This is a genomic window from Rheinheimera sp., from assembly GCF_036568245.1.
GTDB lineage: Bacteria > Pseudomonadota > Gammaproteobacteria > Enterobacterales > Alteromonadaceae > Alishewanella.
In genome coordinates this window covers 22643-42635 of record NZ_DATCSY010000383.1, presented here as the reverse complement: position 1 = coordinate 42635, position 19993 = coordinate 22643, and the positions used below count along the sequence as shown (strand labels likewise).

Genomic DNA, 19993 nt, shown 5'->3' with positions numbered 1-19993 from the left:
GCTAACGGCCGAGCAGAAACAGCAAGCCTGGCTGCATTATATTCGCAGTAAAGGCTTAGGCTGCTTAACCTGGCCGGAGGCTGCTCTCTCGTTAAAAGCGCGCGTTGCGCTGCTGCGCCAGTACCAGCGTGATGCTGACTGGCCGGATTTTTCTGATCAGGCGTTGCTTGATGGCCTGGAAAGCTGGCTTGGGCATCAGCTATCACAAATCAGTAAAAGTGCTGCTCTGGCGCAGTTGCCGCTGTACGATGTGTTATGGCAGCAGCTCAGTTATCAGCAGCAACAACAGTTGCAGCTGCTGCTACCCAGCCACTGGCAGGCACCTACCGGGTCGCGCTTGAGTATTGACTACTTGGCAGAAGGCGGGCCGCGGCTTTCAGTGCGGGTTCAGGAAATGTATGGCCAGATGCAGTCTCCGACGGTACTACAAGGCCAGATTAATATTACTGTGGAGTTATTGTCGCCATCGCGGCAGCCATTACAGGTTACACAGAATTTAGCCAGTTTCTGGCAAAATGCCTGGCAGGAAGTAAGAAAAGAAATGCGTGGGCGTTATCCGAAACACTATTGGCCGGAAGATCCGGCGCAGGCAATGCCAACAACAAAAACGAAAAAGGCGATGCTGAAATGAGTAAAACAAAGAATTCCGGCCCGGCGAAAAAAGGCCGCTCGAAAGCCGGTTCGCAAAACGCACCGTCTTCAGCTATGCTCCGCTTTTTTCGCCAGACCGCGGTGTTTCTGCTGAAGTTAGTTTGCGTATTGGCGCTGATCCTGCTGTTTTATCTGGTGTATCTGGATAGCAAAATCAGCAAGAAGTTCAGCGGCCAGAAATGGCAGGTACCGGCACAAATTTATGCCCGCAGCACAGAGTTGTTACCAGGGGCAACCATTAGTCAGCAGCAACTTATTAACCAGCTGAACAGCCTGCAATATCAGCGTAATGCCGCTTTGTCTGCTCCGGGCCAGTATAGCGTTTCCCGTAACCATGTCACGGTATATCGCCGGCCTTTTACCTATATAGACGGTCTTGAAGCTGCGCAGTTATTCAGTGTTGAATTTAACCGCAGCGGTATTAACCGGATCACCCAGCGCCAGCAAAAAGAGCCACTAAACTTTGCCAGGCTGGAGCCGCAGTTGATAGAGCATTTGGTGGCGGCGCAGCAGGAAGACCGCGAGCTGGTGCGTTTGGAGCAGGTGCCCGAGTTATTTAAAGATACGTTATTGCTGGTGGAAGATCGTGACTTTTATCATCATCACGGCGTATCGCCGTTGTCGGTACTACGGGCATTATGGGTCAACGCGCTGGCCGGGCGCACGGTGCAGGGTGGGTCAACACTGACACAGCAACTGGCTAAAAATATGTACCTGAGCAGCGATCGCACCTTATGGCGAAAAATAAATGAGGCCATGATTGCGCTGGTACTGGATTACCGTTTCAACAAAGACCAAATCCTTGAAGCCTACCTGAACGAAGTGTTTGTCGGACAGAACTACGCCAACGCTGTTCATGGTGTTGGGCTTGGCAGCCGGTTTTACTTTGGGAAACCAGTCAGCGAGTTGCAGCCGGCAGAATATGCGCTGATGATTGGTTTACTAAAAGGACCGTCGTATTTTGATCCGCGTCGTTACCCCGAGCGCGCCCGGCAACGTCGTGATCTGGTGCTGAGGTTAATGTTTGAGCAGCATCTGCTGGACAAAGCGCAGTACGAAAATGCGGTAACTCAGCCAGTCTCTGTCATTCCGCGGGCTCAGTACCTCAATAGTGGTTATGCCGCTTATATTGATGCAGTTAAAAAAGAGTTACGTCAGCTCAGCATCGATGCTGCTGACAAAGAGCAAGGCATAAAAGTATTCACTTATCTGGATACGCAGGCGCAATATGCGGTAGAAACGGCAGTAAAAAACCAGTTAGCAAAGCTAGACCCGCAGCTGCAAGCGGCAGTTGTAATGACGAATTATCAGCACGGTGAAATAACAGCCATGCTGGGCAGTAAAGATGCGGTTCAGGGCGGTTTCAACCGGGCGGTCGATGCGAAACGGCAGATCGGCAGTATTATAAAGCCGGTCATTTATCTTGAAGCATTGGCACAGCGTGGCCGTTATACGCTGGCATCACTACTGGAAGATGTGCCTATCAGGCTGCGCAGTAACGATCAGGATTGGCAGCCGCAGAATTTTGACAAGCAGTTCCGTGGACCTGTCATGTTGATCGATGCACTGGCTAACTCACTGAATGTACCTACAGTACGTCTTGGATTGCAATTGGGCCTGCCAGCTATCAGTGACGGTTTGCGCAGGCTTGGCCTCAGGCGAAAAGTAAAACTGCATCCAGCGGCCTTATTAGGTGCAGTTGAGTTAAGCCCGCTTGAAGTCACTCAGCTGTACCAGACTATTGCCAACAACGGTTTGCATCAACAACTGGCAACCATTCATGCTGTAGCAGGCTATGACGGCCATGCTTTGTACTTACGCGAAGATGAATTAACGCGGCGTTACAACGAGCAGGAAGTTTATTTGTTGCAATATGCATTGATGCAAGCGACAAAAACAGGCACCGGTAAGATACTGCAATCAACCTTCCCCGGGCTTAGCATTGCGGGTAAAACCGGTACATCCAGTGATTACCGCGATAGCTGGTTCAGTGGTTTTGATCAGAACACCTTAACAACAATCTGGTTGGGTCGGGATGATAACAAAGCCATCGGGCTGACAGGCTCTACCGGCGCTCTGAGTGTTTTTAGCCGTTTATACAGCCAGTTAGGGGTAAGCTCCTTACTGCGGCCGATGCCTGAACAGGTTTCTTTACAGGCTTTTTCGTTAAAATCAGGTTACGCCCAGCCACAAAATTGCTTTAACGTATTGTTATTGCCAGCGATTTCGGTTGAAATGCCTGTAATGTCCGAATGTACAGAAGAATAACAACACTTGTCTGACACTATGGCGATAAAATTAGATAAACCATTGCAGGTTGGCGATTGGCAATATGTACCAGAGCAGGACAAACTGATGCAGCTGGCTGCCGATGGTAAAATTGCTGTCACCGCTGATCTGGATAACCTGTCACAGAAAGTGGCGAATTATTTTATTGCTAATGCTGGCAAGCTGATCACCAAAGACGAATTATTGCATGATGTCTGGGGGATCCGGGATGTATCGGATGGCCGGGTTACCCGGGTGATTAGAGTATTACGGGTGGCGCTCGGCGACGATACCCGTGAACCACGCTACATTGAAACCATTCCTAAACGCGGTTATCGCTTTATCGCGCCGGTAACTGTGCTGGAGCCTCAGACTACCGTTGATAAAGATCCATCACCAGCTCAGGTTGGCGTTGACACCTTTGAACAGAAAACAGCACTACTGCCATGGTATGCGGGCTTAGCGTTCATTTTTATCGCAGCAATTACCTGGTGGTTGTGGCCTGCGGCACCTGATGTACAGGATAAAAGTGCTTCAGATATCCCTATGTTGCGTTACAAGCCTGTTACCGCACTGGATGGCCTGGAGTTTTACCATAATGTGTCAGAGGATGAGCGGTATCTGGTATACAGCTATGCCAGCCCTGAACAGGAAAACGTAACCGTGCTGATGCTGCAGGACTTAACTGAGCACAAACGTATAAAGTTAACCGAGTCGTCCTACAACAGTTTCGGCGCGGTATTCAGCCCTGATGGGAAAAGAATTGCTTATCATCGCATGTACGAAAACGGGAACTGTGAGATACGGCTGATTGAATTGAATTTAGCCTCTTTCGCTGCCCAGAGCGATAAGCTGCTGACCGTATGTGGTGCTAACTCAGTATCATCACGTATTTCTTGGTCACCGGACGGAAATTATATTGTCTATCCGACCATGAGTGCACAGAAACAGATGGTCATCATGTTAGCATCACTAAACGGTGAATTGACTGAGCAGCTGACAGTTCCACCGCCGAGCAGTTTTGGCGATTACGTCGCCAGGTTTTCCAACAGCGGCTCTAAAATACTGTTTTTAAGAGATGCGGCAGGCTCTTCCCAGCTTTGGGTGCTGGATTTAACCAGCCGGGAAAACAAGATGCTGGTAAACATTACTGATAATATTCCTGGCAATGTTGACTGGACACCTGACGACAGTTCTATCATCTATCCTTCGACACCAACGACATTAAGTAAAGTCGATGTTGTGACGGGGAGAATCGCTGTAATTGCCTATACTGACTATGCTGCATTTGAGGTTCAGGTTGCTAAAAGTGGTATGGTTTACGTCAGTGTAGGGAGTTTTTCCCATGTTAATATCCGCAAGGTTCCCAATATTTTACTCAATAATGCAGATGCTGCTGAAACTGTATTCAGTTCGAACCGTAATGAAACGATGGCCGAGGTCAGTTCTATACCTGGTAAACCCATCGCTGTTGTCTCCAGACGCTCCGGCTTACCGCAGGTATGGCTGTTCTATCCGGACGGCAATCAAAAGCAAATTACGTTTTTTCAAAGCAGTGAGCGGTTCCGTAGTCTGAGCTTTTCGCCGGATGGCCAGTTTCTGATCACTCAGGTCAACAATGACATCTGGTTATTATCTGCCGATGAGCCAGCAAGGAAAATTGCTGGTGGGGCTGATAATTTGATTTCCTATCCGGTTTGGAGCAGTGACGGGCGGGCTATTTACTATGCTGAGTCTAAAAATGCGCGCTGGAATATTATTCGTTTAGAGCTTAATGACAATATACCAACCGCGCAGATAGTTTTTGAAAACCGTGAGTTGTATATTGAGAGTTATGATGGCGAATACAGCATATGGCGCGATGCTAACACGAAGAGATTCTATATTAAATGGCGTGACAAAGTTACAGCTGAAGAGTTACCCATTCAGTTGCCTGAGAATCAGGTTTGGTTGAAGTTTCAGTTGAAAAAAGATGGGCTGTACTTCACTTACTTACTGGATGATATCCATTACAGATTGAAATATTATGATTTTGCAAAGGGAACTCTGGCAGATGCTGTAGAGTCCACTCTGTATCACAGCAGGTTTAGCCTGTCGCCTGATGAAAAGTCTGTTTATATTCTCGAGTCAGTGAGAGGAGATCTTGATATTGCGCAGCTAGAACTGCCGTAGAGGTTTTATAAAGATTTTATAATGAATTCATAGAGATAAATCAAAGGCTTGCACCTAGTTTTGATGACGAATCGTTATCAACTTCTAAGGTGAAAAAATGAAAGTAAATTTACTCGCAGCCACTGTAATGACAGTATGTGTATTTGCAGTATCAAAAGCTGATTCAGTTAATATACCAGAGCAAAACGCTTCTGGAGATCTGTTAGTATGTGGCTGGTATCCGTTCTGCGGCGATCCAGATGTGTACAGCCCTTTATCAACACCAAAAGATTCTAAATCTAAAACAGAAACTCAGGGAACGAAAAACGAAAAATTAGCCTGACATACTGTCTTACAAATAGAAACGCTAAACATTTCCAATAGTTAAGGTATACTCCGCCCAGATACTTTGAAGTCGGGCGGACCTTAATGTCAAATCTGGACCCTGTGGTACAAATTGGCGACTGGTACTATCAGGTGATCTACGGTCAACTGTGGCCGGCTGGTTCGCCTGCATCCGCAGAACAGATGATTCGGCTCGAACCCCGCTTACATAGCTTACTGAACTTTTTTCTACAGAATCCTGATATATTGCTGGCAAAAGACACTCTTATAGAAAAAGTCTGGCCAGCGAACGAAGGCACGGACGCGGCTGTAATGCGCGCTGTGGGAGCGCTACGTAAAATTCTGGGTGATGATGTCAGGACGCCAAGTTATATCGCTACAGTGTCAAAAAAGGGATACTGCTGGCTGGCGAAAATTCAGTCTGTTTCTTTACCCGTTTCGTCACCTGCCACTACCGTCTTACCTGCCGATGAACACCAACAGATAACGCCGTTTGATGACGCCTCTACTCAGCAACGGCCGTGGCGGTTTATTGCTGTTACTGCGTTATCAATACTGATTGGTTGTGCAAGCCTGGCATTTATTCTGGCAAAGTACACTGCCGCGCCGTTAGTTAAATTGCCGGATACCATAGCGCCGATCAGTGCGTTGAGTGGTCAGGAATACTGGCCGGTGCTTAATGCTGCCCAGACGCAAGTGCTATATCAGCACAAGGCCCCCGATAGTAAGTTGCTAAACTGGAGCTTGCAAAACCTGGCAGATTTGCGGGTGACACATTTGCCACAACGCTATCAACAAATTTCTCAGGCGTTGTGGCAGGACGAGCAACGCATTTTGTTCAGGGCAAATAAGCCAGAGCACAGTTGCTTTTTTTACAGCCAGCAATTGCAGCCAGTTGTTACAGAACCGGTATCATTGTGGCCATGTTATCAGGTTCTGCCGCAAGGCACAGTGCGTTGGCAGGACAAGTGGTTATGGCTTGATAATGATGCAGATAACCAGGTGCAGCTTTGGTTTGCTAAACCAGGTTCCGAAGCAAGCCTGCTTAAGACATTGTCTGGCTCATGGCGAGCATTGCAACACCTGCTGATCTCTGACGATACGCTTTATCTGCTGGCGCAGGAAACCCAGAACAATAGTATTTTGCTTAAACTCGATTTGCCTGACGGAGACCCTGAACAAGTGATCCGTTTTCCTTTTATTGTTAGTGATTTCTCCTGGTGGGAAGAAACTCAGTTGTTGCTGGCACCAGCAAGTCAGGAACTGCAGATCCTGGACATAAACAGCCTGAAATGGCAGGGCCTTGGTGCGCTGACCAGGGATCTAACACAAACTATGCGGTATCCGGGACAGGTATTGGCAACGCAGTTTCTGGACTACACGACTGATATTTTCCAGTTAAAACCTAAAGCATCGCATTACAGCGACGCCACTTTTCTACCCTGGCATGTCAGCAACCGTAGTGAGCGCTCACTGGCCGTGGCCGAGCAACAAACGGCTTTTGTATCTGAACGGGCAGGGCACAGTCAGATTTGGCTGGAGCAGGGACGTGACAGTATACAACTGACGCGACTGAACGAAGATCAGCAGGTACAACAGCTGCTGTGGCATGACAAAGCATTGCTGGTGTTGATTAACAGCGAACTGTACCGGCTTGAGCCGCAAAGCAGTGCACTAACTTTGTACCCGTTGCAGCCTGACAACCCGGGCCGTTATGCCAGCTGCCAGGGGCGGTTGTACTGGACTGAGCTTACCGCTGATGGATGGCAGCTGTTCACTGAAACAGGCGGGGAAAAGCAGCCGATATATGAAGGGGCTGTTGATGTAAGATGCGCACCGGAGCAAGCGTTGGTGCTGCAGTTCAGTAACAGTGACACCTTGTTGTTACGCAGCGCTGGCGGCACTTTGACAACACTGCCGGTGCGGATTGACTGGCGTAAACAAACTGCTGAGCAATGGTTTGTCGATGACACCGGTATTTATTGGCAGGACAATGAACACAGAACAGTGAATACCTATTCCTGGTCGGAAGGGGCGTTAAGCAGTGATAGCTGGACATCGGCATGGCCGGTTGCTATATACTCTGGCGGTCATGGTATTGGCTATGTCGTGCGGCCGAGGCCACACGACACCGACATAGTCTGGTTGCAGAACCGTCGTTAAAGCTGCTTAAAACTCAGCTCCGCCGCCTGTATTGTATGCGCCAGATCTTCAGCGCTGTGAGCCAGTGACAAAAAGCCTGCTTCATAAGCAGATGGAGCAAGGTATACGCCTTGATCCAGCATCAAGTGGAAAAAGCGCTTGAAAGCATCAATATTGCATTGTGTCGCCTGAGCAAAGTTACTGACATTGTTCTCCGTGGTGAAGAAAATACCAAACATGCCACCGACCTGATTCGTCGTTAATGGAATGCCATGCTTAGCGGCGGCAGCACTGAAGCCGTTTAGCAACTCTGTGGTTTTTGCTGTTAACGTCTGATAAACACCTGGCTTGCTGATTTCAGTCAGGGCAGCTAAACCAGCGGCCATCGCGATAGGGTTACCTGATAAAGTACCCGCCTGGTATACCGCACCCAATGGCGCTATATGTTGCATGATTTCACGCTTACCACCAAAAGCACCAACCGGCATACCGCCACCGATAATTTTACCTAAAGTCGTTAAATCCGGTTTTACGTTGTATACAGCCTGAGCGCCGCCGAGGGCAACACGGAAGCCTGTCATCACTTCATCGAAAATCAGTACTGCGCCATACTGATCGCATAACTGGCGCAGGCCTTCCAGAAAGCCCGGTGCCGGTGGAATACAGTTCATATTGCCCGCTACCGGTTCAACGATAATACAGGCAATATCATCGCCATGCTGCGTGAACAGATGTTGTAACTGCGGCAGGTTATTAAACTCGCTGGTCAGCGTATACTTAGCGAAATCGGCGGGTACACCGGGTGAGTTCGGCACGCCCAGCGTTAAAGCACCAGAACCGGCTTTTACCAGCAGCGAGTCAGCATGGCCGTGGTAGCAGCCTTCAAACTTCACTATGGTGTTACGGCCGGTATAGCCGCGGGCTAAACGGATAGCACTCATGGTAGCTTCGGTGCCAGAACTTACCATGCGCACCATTTCCATACTGGGCACCAGCTTACTCACCAGCTCTGCCATCGTCACTTCAGCCGGGCAGGGCGCACCAAAACTTAAGCCTTTTTGCGCCGCTGCAATAACGGCATTGCGGATAGCCGGGTGATTGTGGCCCAGCAGCATTGGCCCCCATGAGCCTACATAGTCAATATAACGCTTACCATCGACATCAAATAAATAGGCGCCGTCAGCCCGGTCAATAAATACCGGGGTGCCACCGACGCTTTTAAACGCGCGTACTGGTGAGTTCACGCCGCCAGGAATAGTGTGCTGAGCTCGTTGAAATAATTCTGCTGATAAAGACATAAATCAAATTCCGGTTGTTAAGGTAACACAGGTCGATTAAAGATTAACCGCTGTGTTTATTGCTGTACCACGGCACAGCGCATTCATAATCGCTGACGATGTTTTCTACACCCAATGTCAGCGCGAAAAGTGCCATTCTAACCAGAATGCCATTGTCAGCCTGGCGGAAAATAGCCAGGTTGGGGTTCAGGTTCAAATCGTTATCGAGCTCATTCGCTTCCATCCTCGAATCCCGTGGCAGCGGATGCATGATGACAGTGTTTGATTTGCAGTAGCGGGTATAAATTTCCTGATTAAGGCGGAATTTACCGCGGTACAAATTGGCTTCAGCCTTAGAGGGAAAGCGTTCTTCCTGAATACGGGTCTGATAAACGATATCAGCATTCAGGTGGCCCTCAAGTACATCGGTAACAGTCACCTGATGCCCTGCATTTTCAATTGCACTGACGATATCGTCTGGCATGGCCAGCTCGCGTGGCGAAATAAGCGTAAAACGCAGGTTTTTATACAGCTTCAATAGCTTCGATAAAGAATGTACGGTGCGGCCAAACTTTAAATCACCCACCATCGCAATATGCATACCATCGATAGTCTGGCCTGAAGCAGCCAGCTCCCGCTCGATAGTAAACAGATCAAGCAGTGCCTGAGTCGGGTGTTCGTTTGCGCCATCGCCACCGTTTAATACCGGTACCCGGCTACCGACTGCGAACTCGGCGACAGACCCGGCTTGTGGGTGGCGCATTGCAATAACATCACTGTAACTGCTAATCACACGGGCGGTATCAAACAAAGACTCGCCTTTGGACAGAGCTGATGACTCCATACCGGTAGTCTCGCGCACTTCACCACCAAGCAGATTAAATGCGCAACCAAAACTGACTCGGGTGCGGGTGCTGGGTTCAAAAAACAGGTTACCTAAAATAGCGCCTTCAAGCACTTTAGTACGTTTTTGCCGGCTGGCGTAGGGCTGCATATTGCGTGCGATCTGGAAGATCTGCTGAATGGTGTCGCGATCAAACTGGTTTACCGAGAGGATGTGTTCGCCTTTAAAGCTCATAGTCTGTGCTCTTTTACGCTGAGATTAACAGAGGCCGGAACCGGCTGTGGACCGGCGTATTATATGCTAATTCAGCGTATAAAAGCGAATGCCGCACTACATAGGTTTAAGATAGGCCAATAAAATGATGGCTAGCAAAACCAGTACCGGCAGCTCATTAAAAATACGATAAAAACGGGGGCTGCGCCGGTTACGGTTGTGTTTAAAATCCGCCAGCAGTTTGAAACAATAGCCATGATAAACGTACAGCAGGCTGACTAATGCCAGTTTGTAATGCAGCCAGCTGCTCACTTTAAACCAGCTGCTGCCGTAGCTATGGATCAACAGCAAACCAAATACCAAGGTCAGGCCGGCAAAAGGCGTGACGAAATACAGCAAACGCCGTTCCATGACCTTAAATTCCGCGTGACACGCTTCGCTCTGGCTACTGGCATGATACACAAACAGCCTTGGCAGATAAAAGATGCCTGCAAACCAGGCGACCATAAAAAACACGTGTAACGCTTTGAAAATGAGCAAAGTTGTCATAGTAGATTGTTCTGTTTAACCAATAAACTGCGTACCTGGTCCCAGCGGATAATGCCTATCAGTTGGGCAGGATCCTGTTCCCGGAAAACATAAACGGCACCTTCGCGCTTATCTTCCAGAATCGCAAAAACTTCAGCCATCGTTGCCTGATGATTTACCCCCTGCAGTGGCAGATATTGCACCGCACTGGCACCTGTCATGGACAACTGCGCGTCGTAGCTGGCCAGCAGATATTCAAATCCCGTTTCAGACTGGCGTTTTACCAACAGTTGCTGCGGTGGTTCCAGTTTGTCGAGCGCCTGCTGCACGTGCTGCTCGTCCGGGGTATCCAGTAACTGATATTGATTGTCCAATAGCGCCAATACTCCGACTTTTTGCAGCACATCGTCGGCAGGTGACAGCTTGTATGGCATTTGCAGAAAATCGAGTTGTAGCAGGAAAATCGACTTGTTATTGAAAAACTGCACGCCAGTAATATAGGCCGTAGTAATTACCAGCATGGCTGGGATAATTATACCCGGGTTGTGGGCCAGCTCCATCACTGCGACAAGTGCGGCAAGCGGAGCGTGCATGGTTGCTGCCATTAATCCTGCCATACCAAGCACCGCATAGGTACCGGCAATACTATTGTCTCCCATCACTGCGGATGGAATAATCGCCAGCAAAGTGCCCAGAACAATACCGATACCAAATACCGGGCCTATAACACCACCCGGCACCCCCAGCCCTAATGCAAACAGCGTCAGTAACATTTTTCCAATGAAGATTGTCAGCAGCAGTGCGACGTCATTCGGTGCGTTAACGGCGTAGAAGATAGCACCTGTTTCTGCCCCCATTGCATGAGGGATCATATAGCCAACAGCTGCTGTTACCGCACCTGCCAGCGCTAACCTGAGTATCAAAGGCCAATTCTTAAACAATCTGATTAACCGCATCATGTTTTTATTAAATACAAAAGCAATGGCGCCAAACACAATACCGCAAAGCACCAGATAAGGCAGGTGCCAACCACTTATCGGGTTTATGTTCAGTAAAGCCAGCTCATTAGCGTTACCGAATACATTTTGTGTCACTAAAGCGCCAACCACAGAAGACAGCATAATTGGGATAAAAACATGTACCCGATACTCCCGCAGTACGACTTCCATCACGAAAATAACCGCTGCTAAAGGGGTATTAAACGAGGCAGAAATACCTGCCGCGATGCCACAACCGGCCAGAATACGAATGCTGTTGTAGGGTAATTGCAGATATTTACCAATAGTGCTGGCGCCATAAGCCCCAAGGTGCACAGAAGGGCCTTCGCGCCCAACCGAAAAGCCACTGGCAAGTGCCAGAATGCCACCAAAAAACTGATTCAGTGTATTGCGGGTCGGCATGGTGCCGTATTTCAATTTAATACGGTGGATAACAAAAGGGATCCCGAGACGGTAATGCTTATAGCCGGTTATCCAGGCGATAAGGCCAATCAGTACGGCGCCGCATAACGGTAACAACCAGCGGATATCAGCGGTAACGGTTGAAAAGTCGTCAGTGCGCTCAAGGAAGAACAGTTGTAAACCGATAATTGCCAGGCGGAACAAAATAATCAGGATGGCTGCGGCCAGGCCGCCCAGCATACCTAAGATACATAGCTGCAATGAAGTTTGCGGTAACGCCAAACGGCGTTGTAACGACGGAAGCCAGATTTGCCAGCGCTGCATAAGCCATAACACCCGTAATATGTACACCAGAGTTTAACATAAGTTGCTGACTATTCAGCTTTAATATCAGCGTATTTATTGATAAAGCGGCAATAGGGCCCAATACTTGAATAAATTAGTCAGGTATTAGATAATTCGCGCCTTAGCGAAACCTGTGGAGTTGTTATGTCAGAACCAGCTGTACCAATTGAATTTACTGAAGCGGCAGCACGTAAGGTGGCGCTGCTGGTAAGTGAAGAAGAAAACCCAGAGCTGAAATTACGGGTTTATATCACTGGCGGTGGTTGCTCAGGTTTTCAGTACGGATTTACTTTTGATGAAAAAGTGAACGAAGGTGACTTTGTCGTAGAAAAGCAGGGTGTTGCCATGGTTGTTGACCCGATGAGTCTACAGTACCTGATGGGTGGGGTAGTAGACTATACAGAGGGGCTGCAGGGTAGTCGTTTTATTGTACAAAACCCCAACGCAACAACGACTTGTGGTTGTGGCTCTTCGTTTTCGGTGTAACTGCTCAGATTTTATGTGAATTTTTTGATGCTATTATGTTGCTGTTTGCGGGCTAGGGTCGCGTCAGCAGCATAATTATCCACAAACATATGGCAATGGTCAGGTTAAAACCAAGGATATAACCAAAGCCTTTCCAGCCTTGCTTTATGCTCCAGCCGTTTTGCTGCAAATATCCATACCATATAGCACACATGATGACAGGCAGCAGAAACAGTAGTTTTATCATGATTTCTTTCTCATCCGGGCAACGTGAGTTGCAATACTAAATTCCAAAGCTTAAGCCGTTTTTCTTCAGAGCCTGCGTAAATTGTAAAGCCCTTTTACAGTTTTTAACGCTTGTAGCTGTACGCTTGTCGCATCCTGTGGTTTAATTAACCGATTTTTATTGCTTATTGCGTTTGCAATAGGGTTTGAGTTTTGCAGGAAGTATTTTAAATAATAAAAGCGTAACACGCTGGGAGAAGAAAAAACATGAAAGGTACAAAAAGCGTTATTTCTGATGAGAACAAGAGGCTGTGTGTTTGGCTGAAACGTCAGCGTCAGGAAAAAGGCCACACTATGCGCAGTCTTTCTGAAATTTTGGGTACGCCTCATTCTTTTATCGGCAAAGTAGAGAATCAGGAGAGAAGGCTGGACGTAATTGAATATGTCCGTTATTGCCAGGCACTGGATGTCGACCCCAAAGAAGGGCTGAAGCAGGTATTATCAGCTTGATTGTTAACACAACGCCGCGCTAAGCGGCGTTGTGTTTTATAGCAGCTTAGGTTCTCATACGTCGCTGTTCAATCAGCACTATCAATACTAACGCCGGCAAGCCAAGTAAGGCTGTCATAGTGAAAAACTGGCTGTAGCCTAACTGTTCGACCCAACTACCTGAAAAACCGCCAACAAATTTCGGCAATAGCAACATCAAAGAACTGAATATCGCATATTGGGTTGCTGTAAATGCCAGGTTTACCAGTGAGGACAGATATGCCAGAAATGCGCTGGTGGCTATGCCTGCACTGAGGTTGTCGGCAGAGATAATAAGGGTAAGCCAGGCAAGGTCATAGCCGATTTGGCTGAGCGCGGCAAACAACAGATTGGTTGCTGCGCTTAGCAACGCACCCAGAAACAAAATCCGGGCTGTACCAAATTGATTGATCAATATCCCACCTAAACCGGCTCCGGCAAGGGTCATGATGACACCGTATATTTTCGATATGCTCGCTACTTCTTCTTTGCTGTACCCCATATCAACATAAAAAGCGTTAGCCATCACGCCCATCACGATATCGGTTAAACGGTAACAGGCTATCAATGCCAGGATCAGCAGCGCCTGCCACTTGTAGCGCTGAAAGAAATCAATAAAAGGGGCGACAACGGCTTGCTTTAGCCACTGATAAAACCGGCTTAATGCATTGCCGGTATGTGTCTGATGTTGTTGTAGCAGGCTGACAGGCTCTTTGCTTAACATGGTTGTCAGAATGCCTGGCAGCATACAACACGCCATAAACATGTAAGCGGTTTGCCAACCGGATAAGTCGTAATTGCTGCCTGACGCGTTGCTGCTATCTGAAAATACTGCAGCCAGCCAGAGTGTGCCGGCTGATGCCAGGATCATCGCCAGCCTGTATCCTGCCAGATAGGCAGCGGCAAGCGCTGCCTGCAGTTTTTCCGGGGCGCTTTCAATTCGAAAAGCGTCAACATTAATGTCCTGAGTGGCTGAAGCAAAAGCCAGCAACACGGCAAAAGCGGCCATTACAGCCAGGTCCTTTTGCGGATCCATCATTGCCATGCATACTATCGCCAGCACTACGGCAAGTTGCGACAATAAAAGCCAGCTACGGCGGCGGCCTAATTTATGATGCAGATAAGGAATTTGCAGGTGATCGGCCAGTGGAGACCAAAGCCACTTTATTGCATAGGCTAGGGCTACCCAACTGAAATAACCTATATCTGCGCGGGATACGCCAGCCTCCCGCAACCAGAATGATAAGACGCCAAACACCAGCATCAGTGGCAAACCGCTGGAAAAACCCAGAGTAAAAATAGCCAGGACTCTGCGCTGGAAATAAATATTGAGGTTTTTTAGCCAGTTAAGATAAATAGGCAATAGCAACACCGGATGACTGCAACAAGTTGATGTAGCTTACCTGTCACCGTAGACGGGTCAAGTATTGTGGTTCAGTTATTTACGGTCTTATGCCAATGCAATCGACTGGCACGATACCCCGGCCTTTCAGGTAACAGATACAATCCTGAATATTTCTGCGCAGCGTTTTGTTCTCACGTAACGTGGTATCAGGCCAGCATTCCAGTTGATGGATCAGATGCCAGAAAACCCGCTCTCTGTTGGTGTAAGGGATATGTATAGTGTGATTAAGATGGGCCCATTCCTCCAGCGTATCCCAGACAAACAGGTGCAACTCACTGTGCGGCAAACGACCGCGCAAATAGCGTGAGATATAAAAAATCAGCTGTTGTGATTTTTGCTCTATAAATTGGTCTGGCATACCTGGCTTTATAGCATCCTGTCATCAGTGCGTTAAAGCCAAGTATAGCCGGTTTTACTGCTCTGGCAGCACGATAGCCGTTTTTAATACAACCTTTTCTACCGGCACATTCGGCCAACCAAGTTCGACTGATGTATCTGTCTGAACTGCACGTATTTTCTCAAGCACTTCCATACCTTCGGTGATGTAACCAAATACGGCATAGCCCCAGTTCCTGCCCGGATCCAGATGACTGTTATCCGACAAGTTAAAGTAAAACTGGCTGGTAGCACTGTGTGGGTCATTCAGCCTTGCCATTGCAATGGTACCGATCTGATTTTTCATACCATTACCGGATTCATTAAAAATAGCTTTGGCTTCTTCAATCGGTTTGTAATTCGTATCATAGCCGCCGCCCTGCAATACAAACTCGCTCTCAAGGCGGTGAAACAGCGTGCCGTCATAACTCTTGTTCTTTACGTAACTAAGAAAGTTATTCACTGTGATGGGAGCTTTACTGCGGTCCAGTTCAACGACTATGTCGCCAAAGGATGTCATCAGCTTTACTTTAGGATACAAATTGTTCGGCTGAATAAACTGACCTGCATCAGCCATAGTGTTAAATCCGGCCAGCGTCAGCAGCACACTGAAAAACACATTGCGCATATTACCCCCTGACGGCTTGTTGCCAGCTGCTATCTTGCAATAACTGTGTCAACACCTGCTCTGTCAGCAGTCGTAATTCACGTTCAACTGCTGCTACATCCATTTTAAACGGCGCCGTAAAACTGCTGTCACCAGAATAAGTCTTACTGAATGTGCCTTGCGCATTTTGTACATAAACTTTAAACGCCACCTGGTTTGTTACCACATGTTCAAGCGTACGTTGATCCACTAAAGCCTGCAGCTGCGCAATCTTAACGGTCATCTGGGTGTTACTGTTGATATCAAGCACGGCACCCTGTGCCGTCAAAGCCTGAGACAACGTTTGCTCCAGTTGACTGCGAACATCATTACTGGTCATGATTTGCTGCACTTTATCACCGTCTTTCAGGCGTAATGTGTAGGCTATACCTCTTTCATCACTCACGGCGAAGGCAAACCTGGCCTGGCTCAGCTGATTTGACGACGCCGGATACACCTGGGGGGCAACGATAAAGTTTGGTACCTGACTGCTGCAGCCTGTCAGCAACAAGGTGGCGAATAGTACATAGCGCATAATTAACTCCTTTTTATCACTTCTAAAATAACAAATTTGGGATCTGCAGCCAGTTGCCGGCAGTTACCGAACAGATGTTTTAACACCTCAGCATAGCCCAGGTGCCGGTTCGCCACTATACGCAAACGCCCTCCCTGTTTCAGTACCCGTTTGGCATCCTGAAACATCTGACGGGCAATATGACTGGTAACGGCATGCTGCTGATGGAAAGGTGGATTACACAAAATATAGTCGGCAGTTTTATCAGCCTGACGGCTCAGACAATCGTCGGTGTAAAACTGACACTGAGATAATTGCTCTGGCAGGTTTTCTGCAATAGTCAGCCGGGCTGATTCCACCGCCATATAGGATTCATCGGCGCAAACTAGCTGAATGTCGTTATTCTGGCTAAGTAAAATAAGACTCAGCACGCCGTTACCACAACCCAGATCTATCACCAGATCGCCGTTTGCTGTTTCAGGCAAGTGCTGCAAAAAGAAGCGGGCACCCTGATCAAGTTTCTCCCGGGAGAACACGTTAGCATGATTAACCAGCGTATAAGGCGTCTGTTCCAGTGGCCAGCGAAGCGGAAAGTCCGATGCCTCGTGCTTCTGTGTATTGACGATGCAGTGTATCAGGCGGCATTTTTTTACAGCGAGAGACGCACTGGCCTGACCGATATTTCGCTCGAATATCGCCAGAACATTTCGGTTAATGTCCTTGGCTTTGGCGCTGGCCAGTACAATAGTATTTGTCGTTACGACTTTTGCCAGCTGCTGCAGAATGTATTGCAGATAGCTGTGGTTATTCGGCAGTTTAAGCAGCACGATATCAACATGTTGCGGATACGGCTGCAAACTGGTTTGCTGCTGCAAAGCGTCAAACCCCAAACCATTGAGCTGCCGGTTATAGCGGGTACCTTGCTCAGCCAGGTAGGAATCATTTACCTGCACATGGGGATAAGCGGCCAATGCACAGGACAGTGCGCCAAAGCTGTCATTAATGATCAGCAATGAAGGTGGCTTGTTATGTTGCGCCTGAAATTCGCTGATTGCTGTCTGGGCATGTTGCAATAATAATTCGTCAGCGGCATCCCATGCCTGTAAACTGGCGTTCGGCTGTTCTAACGGCCAGCGATGTAATTGCAAACTGCCGCCGGCAAAACTAAAAGTGGTATTCATAATGACATTATCGGTGAAGTAAGATGAGCATTTTGACACGGCAGCCAGGCAGCGACAACCGGCAAGCTGCTGCTGAGCATTTTAGTGTGCCTGATGCTGATATTCAGTTATGGCCTGATTGGTTATCACGACCGCACAGCGATGCTTTGCAGCTGCAACTCGAACAGCAATTAAACTGGTCGCAGGACAGTATCATGATGTTTGGTAAGCCGGTTAAAATACCCCGTCAGCAAGTCTGGATGGGGGAACCGCATTGTCACTATCGTTATTCAGGTATGACTTTTTCGCCGCAGCCCTGGCATCCTCAGGTTAAGCAGCTGGCAGAAGAGGTAAGTGGTTTCACCGGATGCCGCTTTAATTGTGTGTTGCTGAATTTATATGCAAACGGCCAGCAACATATGGGGTGGCACGCCGACAACGAACGGGAATTGGGTATCGAACCTGTCATTGCATCGCTGAGTCTCGGCAGTAGCCGGCGGTTTGAACTGAAACACCGTCACCAACCCTGGCAGTTAGCGTGGGATTTGCCTGCAGGCAGTTTGTTACTGATGGCGGGGGCGTGTCAGCAGCACTGGTTGCACCGCCTGCCAAAACAAAGCCGGGTAACACAAAGCAGGGTGAATCTGACGTTTCGTTATATCGCCGCTTAAACTTAGACAAATTTATTTTTAGTAGGCTGGCCAGCCCGTTACTTCTGATTATTTAACTTGACAGCGAACGGTGCTGGCAAGTTTAGTGCTGCCATCTAGAGTTACTGTTAAGGAATAAAAAAGGATTAGAGCTATGTTGATTCATACTGCTATTGAACAGAAGTTACTTAGTGCGTTTGATCCTGTGTTCCTTGAGGTGGTCAACGAAAGCCATCTGCATAATGTACCATCGGGATCTGAATCGCATTTTAAAGTGGTTATTGTTACGCCAGCATTTGACGGTATGCGTCTGCTGCAGCGGCATCGGGCCGTTAATGCGGTTGTTGCCGAAGAGCTGGCCGAGAAAATTCATGCTTTAGCTTTGCATACCTATACTCCATCGGAATGGTATGAGTATTATGCGGAGAAACCACCGGCATCCCCCCGTTGCTACGGTGGTAGCAAACTGGAAAATAACGAAAAAGCGTCGGTATGACGCTTTTTTTCTGCTATGTCTGAACTCAGCATTTATTAAAGGAAAATGGCTGATCAGACCTGTTTTCTGCGGTAAAGTTTTACACTAGCGTCAATTTTGTCGAGACAACAGCAGGAGCTGTCATGGTTATCCAACCGAAAATTCGTGGTTTTATTTGTACAAACGCTCATCCTGTCGGCTGTGCCGAGCATGTAAAAGAACAAATCGAGTATGTTAAAGCTTTGGGGCCGGTTGCAAACGGGCCTAAAAATGTTCTCGTTATCGGGGCGTCAACCGGTTATGGTCTGGCTTCACGTATTACCGCGGCGTTTGGCTCAGCAGCGAAAACCTTAGGTATTTTCTTTGAAAAAGAGCCAACAGAAAGCAAAACTGCCTCTGCAGGCTGGTACAACACTGCCGCTTTTGAACAGGCTGCAAATGCAGCCGGACTTTGGAATAAACACCTCAATGGTGATGCATTTACTGATGAATTGAAAAGTCAGGCAATCGACATCATCAGCAAAGAAATGGGCAAGATTGATCTGGTGGTATACAGTCTGGCCGCGCCACGGCGCAAAGACCCTGTAAGCGGCGAAGTATTCAGTTCTGTATTAAAACCTATCGGTCAGGCATACACGGCCCGGACACTGAACACCAGCAAACGCGAAATCGAAGAAGTGTCTGTGGAACCGGCAAACGATGATGAAATTTATCAGACAGTGAAAGTCATGGGCGGAGAGGACTGGGAGCGCTGGTTGGATCAGCTCAACGCTGCCGGAGTATTAGCAGATAACTGCCAGACGGTTGCTTACACTTACATTGGTAAAGAATTAACCTGGCCAATATACGGTAAAGCTACCATTGGTAAAGCCAAAGAAGATCTGGATCGGGCTGCGGCTGCCATTACTGATAAACTAAGTGCAAAAAAAGGTAAGGCGTACGTTGCGTCGCTAAAAGCGCTGGTTACCCAGGCCAGTTCTGCCATTCCTATCATGCCGCTTTATATTTCATTGTTGTACCGGGTGATGAAAGAAGAAGGTACACATGAAGGTTGTATTGAACAGATTAATGGTTTATTCCGCAAGGGGTTATACAGTGATGCGCCGCTGATGGATGATGCTGGTCGTCTGCGGATGGATGGCAAAGAATTAAGTGCGCATATCCAGCAAGCTGTGAAAGATCTATGGGGCCAGGTTACCACTGACACTATCGATACGCTGACCGATTACAAAGGCTATCATAATGAATTTCTAAGACTATTTGGCTTTGGTTACAACCATGTTGATTATGATGCAGACGTATCGCCTATGGTACCACTGCACAATATTGCCGGATAAAATATTGAAGCCGCCATTTGGCGGCTTTTGTTTATCCGTAAATGGACTA

At 48.0% G+C, this 19993-nt stretch carries 19 protein-coding genes; 10 read left to right on the top strand and 9 right to left on the bottom strand.

The window, feature by feature from the left end; genetic code table 11:
• The 5 genes from VIN66_RS17145 to VIN66_RS17125 form a co-directional block, all read left to right on the top strand.
• On the top strand, window positions 1–631 hold a 631-nt coding region (locus VIN66_RS17145), incomplete at its 5' end, for an ATP-dependent helicase C-terminal domain-containing protein (RefSeq protein ID WP_331925117.1).
• A complete protein-coding gene (mrcB, locus tag VIN66_RS17140) occupies window positions 628–2919 on the top strand; it encodes a penicillin-binding protein 1B (protein WP_331925116.1) in 2292 nt (763 codons plus the stop codon). The genes VIN66_RS17145 and mrcB, both read left to right, overlap by 4 nt.
• 18 nt (window positions 2920–2937) lie before the next feature.
• On the top strand, window positions 2938–5091 hold the full coding sequence (locus VIN66_RS17135) for a winged helix-turn-helix domain-containing protein (RefSeq protein ID WP_331925115.1): 2154 nt from the start codon (window positions 2938–2940) through the stop codon (window positions 5089–5091).
• A gap of 97 nt (window positions 5092–5188) precedes the next feature.
• Window positions 5189–5413 carry a hypothetical protein gene (locus VIN66_RS17130; RefSeq protein WP_331925114.1) on the top strand — a complete coding sequence of 75 codons (225 nt, stop codon included), beginning with the start codon at window positions 5189–5191 and terminating at the stop codon, window positions 5411–5413.
• Between the two features lie 86 nt (window positions 5414–5499).
• Window positions 5500–7578, top strand: a complete 2079-nt coding sequence (locus tag VIN66_RS17125; RefSeq protein ID WP_331925113.1) for a winged helix-turn-helix domain-containing protein — start codon at window positions 5500–5502, stop codon at window positions 7576–7578.
• Here the strand turns inward: VIN66_RS17125 and hemL are convergent.
• The 4 genes from hemL to VIN66_RS17105 all read right to left on the bottom strand — a co-directional run bounded on the left by hemL (window position 7575) and on the right by VIN66_RS17105 (window position 12143).
• Complete coding sequence (gene hemL, locus VIN66_RS17120; RefSeq protein WP_331925112.1) at window positions 7575–8855, bottom strand: glutamate-1-semialdehyde 2,1-aminomutase; 1281 nt, start codon at window positions 8853–8855, stop codon at window positions 7575–7577. The genes VIN66_RS17125 and hemL overlap by 4 nt on opposite strands.
• 43 nt (window positions 8856–8898) lie before the next feature.
• The gene (locus tag VIN66_RS17115; RefSeq protein ID WP_331925111.1) at window positions 8899–9912 is read right to left on the bottom strand and encodes an aspartate carbamoyltransferase; all 1014 of its coding nucleotides are present in this window, start codon (window positions 9910–9912) and stop codon (window positions 8899–8901) included.
• A gap of 96 nt (window positions 9913–10008) precedes the next feature.
• The gene (locus VIN66_RS17110) at window positions 10009–10440 is read right to left on the bottom strand and encodes a CopD family protein (protein ID WP_331925110.1); all 432 of its coding nucleotides are present in this window, start codon (window positions 10438–10440) and stop codon (window positions 10009–10011) included.
• Window positions 10437–12143 (bottom strand): chloride channel protein, encoded by a 1707-nt coding sequence (locus tag VIN66_RS17105; protein ID WP_331925109.1) that lies wholly within the window; start codon window positions 12141–12143, stop codon window positions 10437–10439. The genes VIN66_RS17110 and VIN66_RS17105 overlap by 4 nt, the downstream gene beginning before the upstream one ends.
• A gap of 165 nt (window positions 12144–12308) precedes the next feature.
• On the opposite strand from VIN66_RS17105, the gene erpA reads away from it, so the two are divergent.
• Window positions 12309–12650 carry an iron-sulfur cluster insertion protein ErpA gene (gene erpA, locus VIN66_RS17100; protein WP_092793246.1) on the top strand — a complete coding sequence of 114 codons (342 nt, stop codon included), beginning with the start codon at window positions 12309–12311 and terminating at the stop codon, window positions 12648–12650.
• Between the two features lie 471 nt (window positions 12651–13121).
• On the top strand, window positions 13122–13364 hold the full coding sequence (locus VIN66_RS17095) for a helix-turn-helix domain-containing protein (protein ID WP_134051839.1): 243 nt from the start codon (window positions 13122–13124) through the stop codon (window positions 13362–13364).
• A 46-nt stretch (window positions 13365–13410) separates the two neighbouring features.
• Here VIN66_RS17095 and VIN66_RS17090 read toward each other — a convergent pair whose 3' ends face one another.
• The 5 genes from VIN66_RS17090 to VIN66_RS17070 all read right to left on the bottom strand — a co-directional run bounded on the left by VIN66_RS17090 (window position 13411) and on the right by VIN66_RS17070 (window position 17503).
• On the bottom strand, window positions 13411–14745 hold the full coding sequence (locus VIN66_RS17090; protein ID WP_331925108.1) for an AmpG family muropeptide MFS transporter: 1335 nt from the start codon (window positions 14743–14745) through the stop codon (window positions 13411–13413).
• Window positions 14746–14824: 79 nt separating this feature from the next.
• Window positions 14825–15145, bottom strand: a complete 321-nt coding sequence (locus tag VIN66_RS17085; protein ID WP_331925107.1) for a hypothetical protein — start codon at window positions 15143–15145, stop codon at window positions 14825–14827.
• Between the two features lie 54 nt (window positions 15146–15199).
• Window positions 15200–15790, bottom strand: a complete 591-nt coding sequence (locus VIN66_RS17080; protein WP_331925106.1) for a peptidylprolyl isomerase — start codon at window positions 15788–15790, stop codon at window positions 15200–15202.
• Window position 15791: 1 nt separating this feature from the next.
• Window positions 15792–16343, bottom strand: coding sequence for a YajG family lipoprotein (locus VIN66_RS17075; protein WP_331925105.1), 552 nt, complete (start codon window positions 16341–16343; stop codon window positions 15792–15794).
• Between the two features lie 2 nt (window positions 16344–16345).
• A complete protein-coding gene (locus VIN66_RS17070; protein WP_331925104.1) occupies window positions 16346–17503 on the bottom strand; it encodes a methyltransferase in 1158 nt (385 codons plus the stop codon).
• Between the two features lie 23 nt (window positions 17504–17526).
• On the opposite strand from VIN66_RS17070, the gene VIN66_RS17065 reads away from it, so the two are divergent.
• The 3 genes from VIN66_RS17065 to fabV all read left to right on the top strand — a co-directional run bounded on the left by VIN66_RS17065 (window position 17527) and on the right by fabV (window position 19944).
• Window positions 17527–18153: an alpha-ketoglutarate-dependent dioxygenase AlkB family protein gene (locus tag VIN66_RS17065; RefSeq protein WP_331925103.1), complete on the top strand. Its 627-nt coding sequence runs from the start codon at window positions 17527–17529 to the stop codon at window positions 18151–18153.
• A gap of 133 nt (window positions 18154–18286) precedes the next feature.
• A complete protein-coding gene (locus tag VIN66_RS17060) occupies window positions 18287–18628 on the top strand; it encodes a BolA family protein (RefSeq protein WP_134051821.1) in 342 nt (113 codons plus the stop codon).
• A 122-nt stretch (window positions 18629–18750) separates the two neighbouring features.
• A complete protein-coding gene (gene fabV, locus VIN66_RS17055; RefSeq protein ID WP_331925102.1) occupies window positions 18751–19944 on the top strand; it encodes an enoyl-ACP reductase FabV in 1194 nt (397 codons plus the stop codon).
• Window positions 19945–19993: the final 49 nt, after the last annotated feature.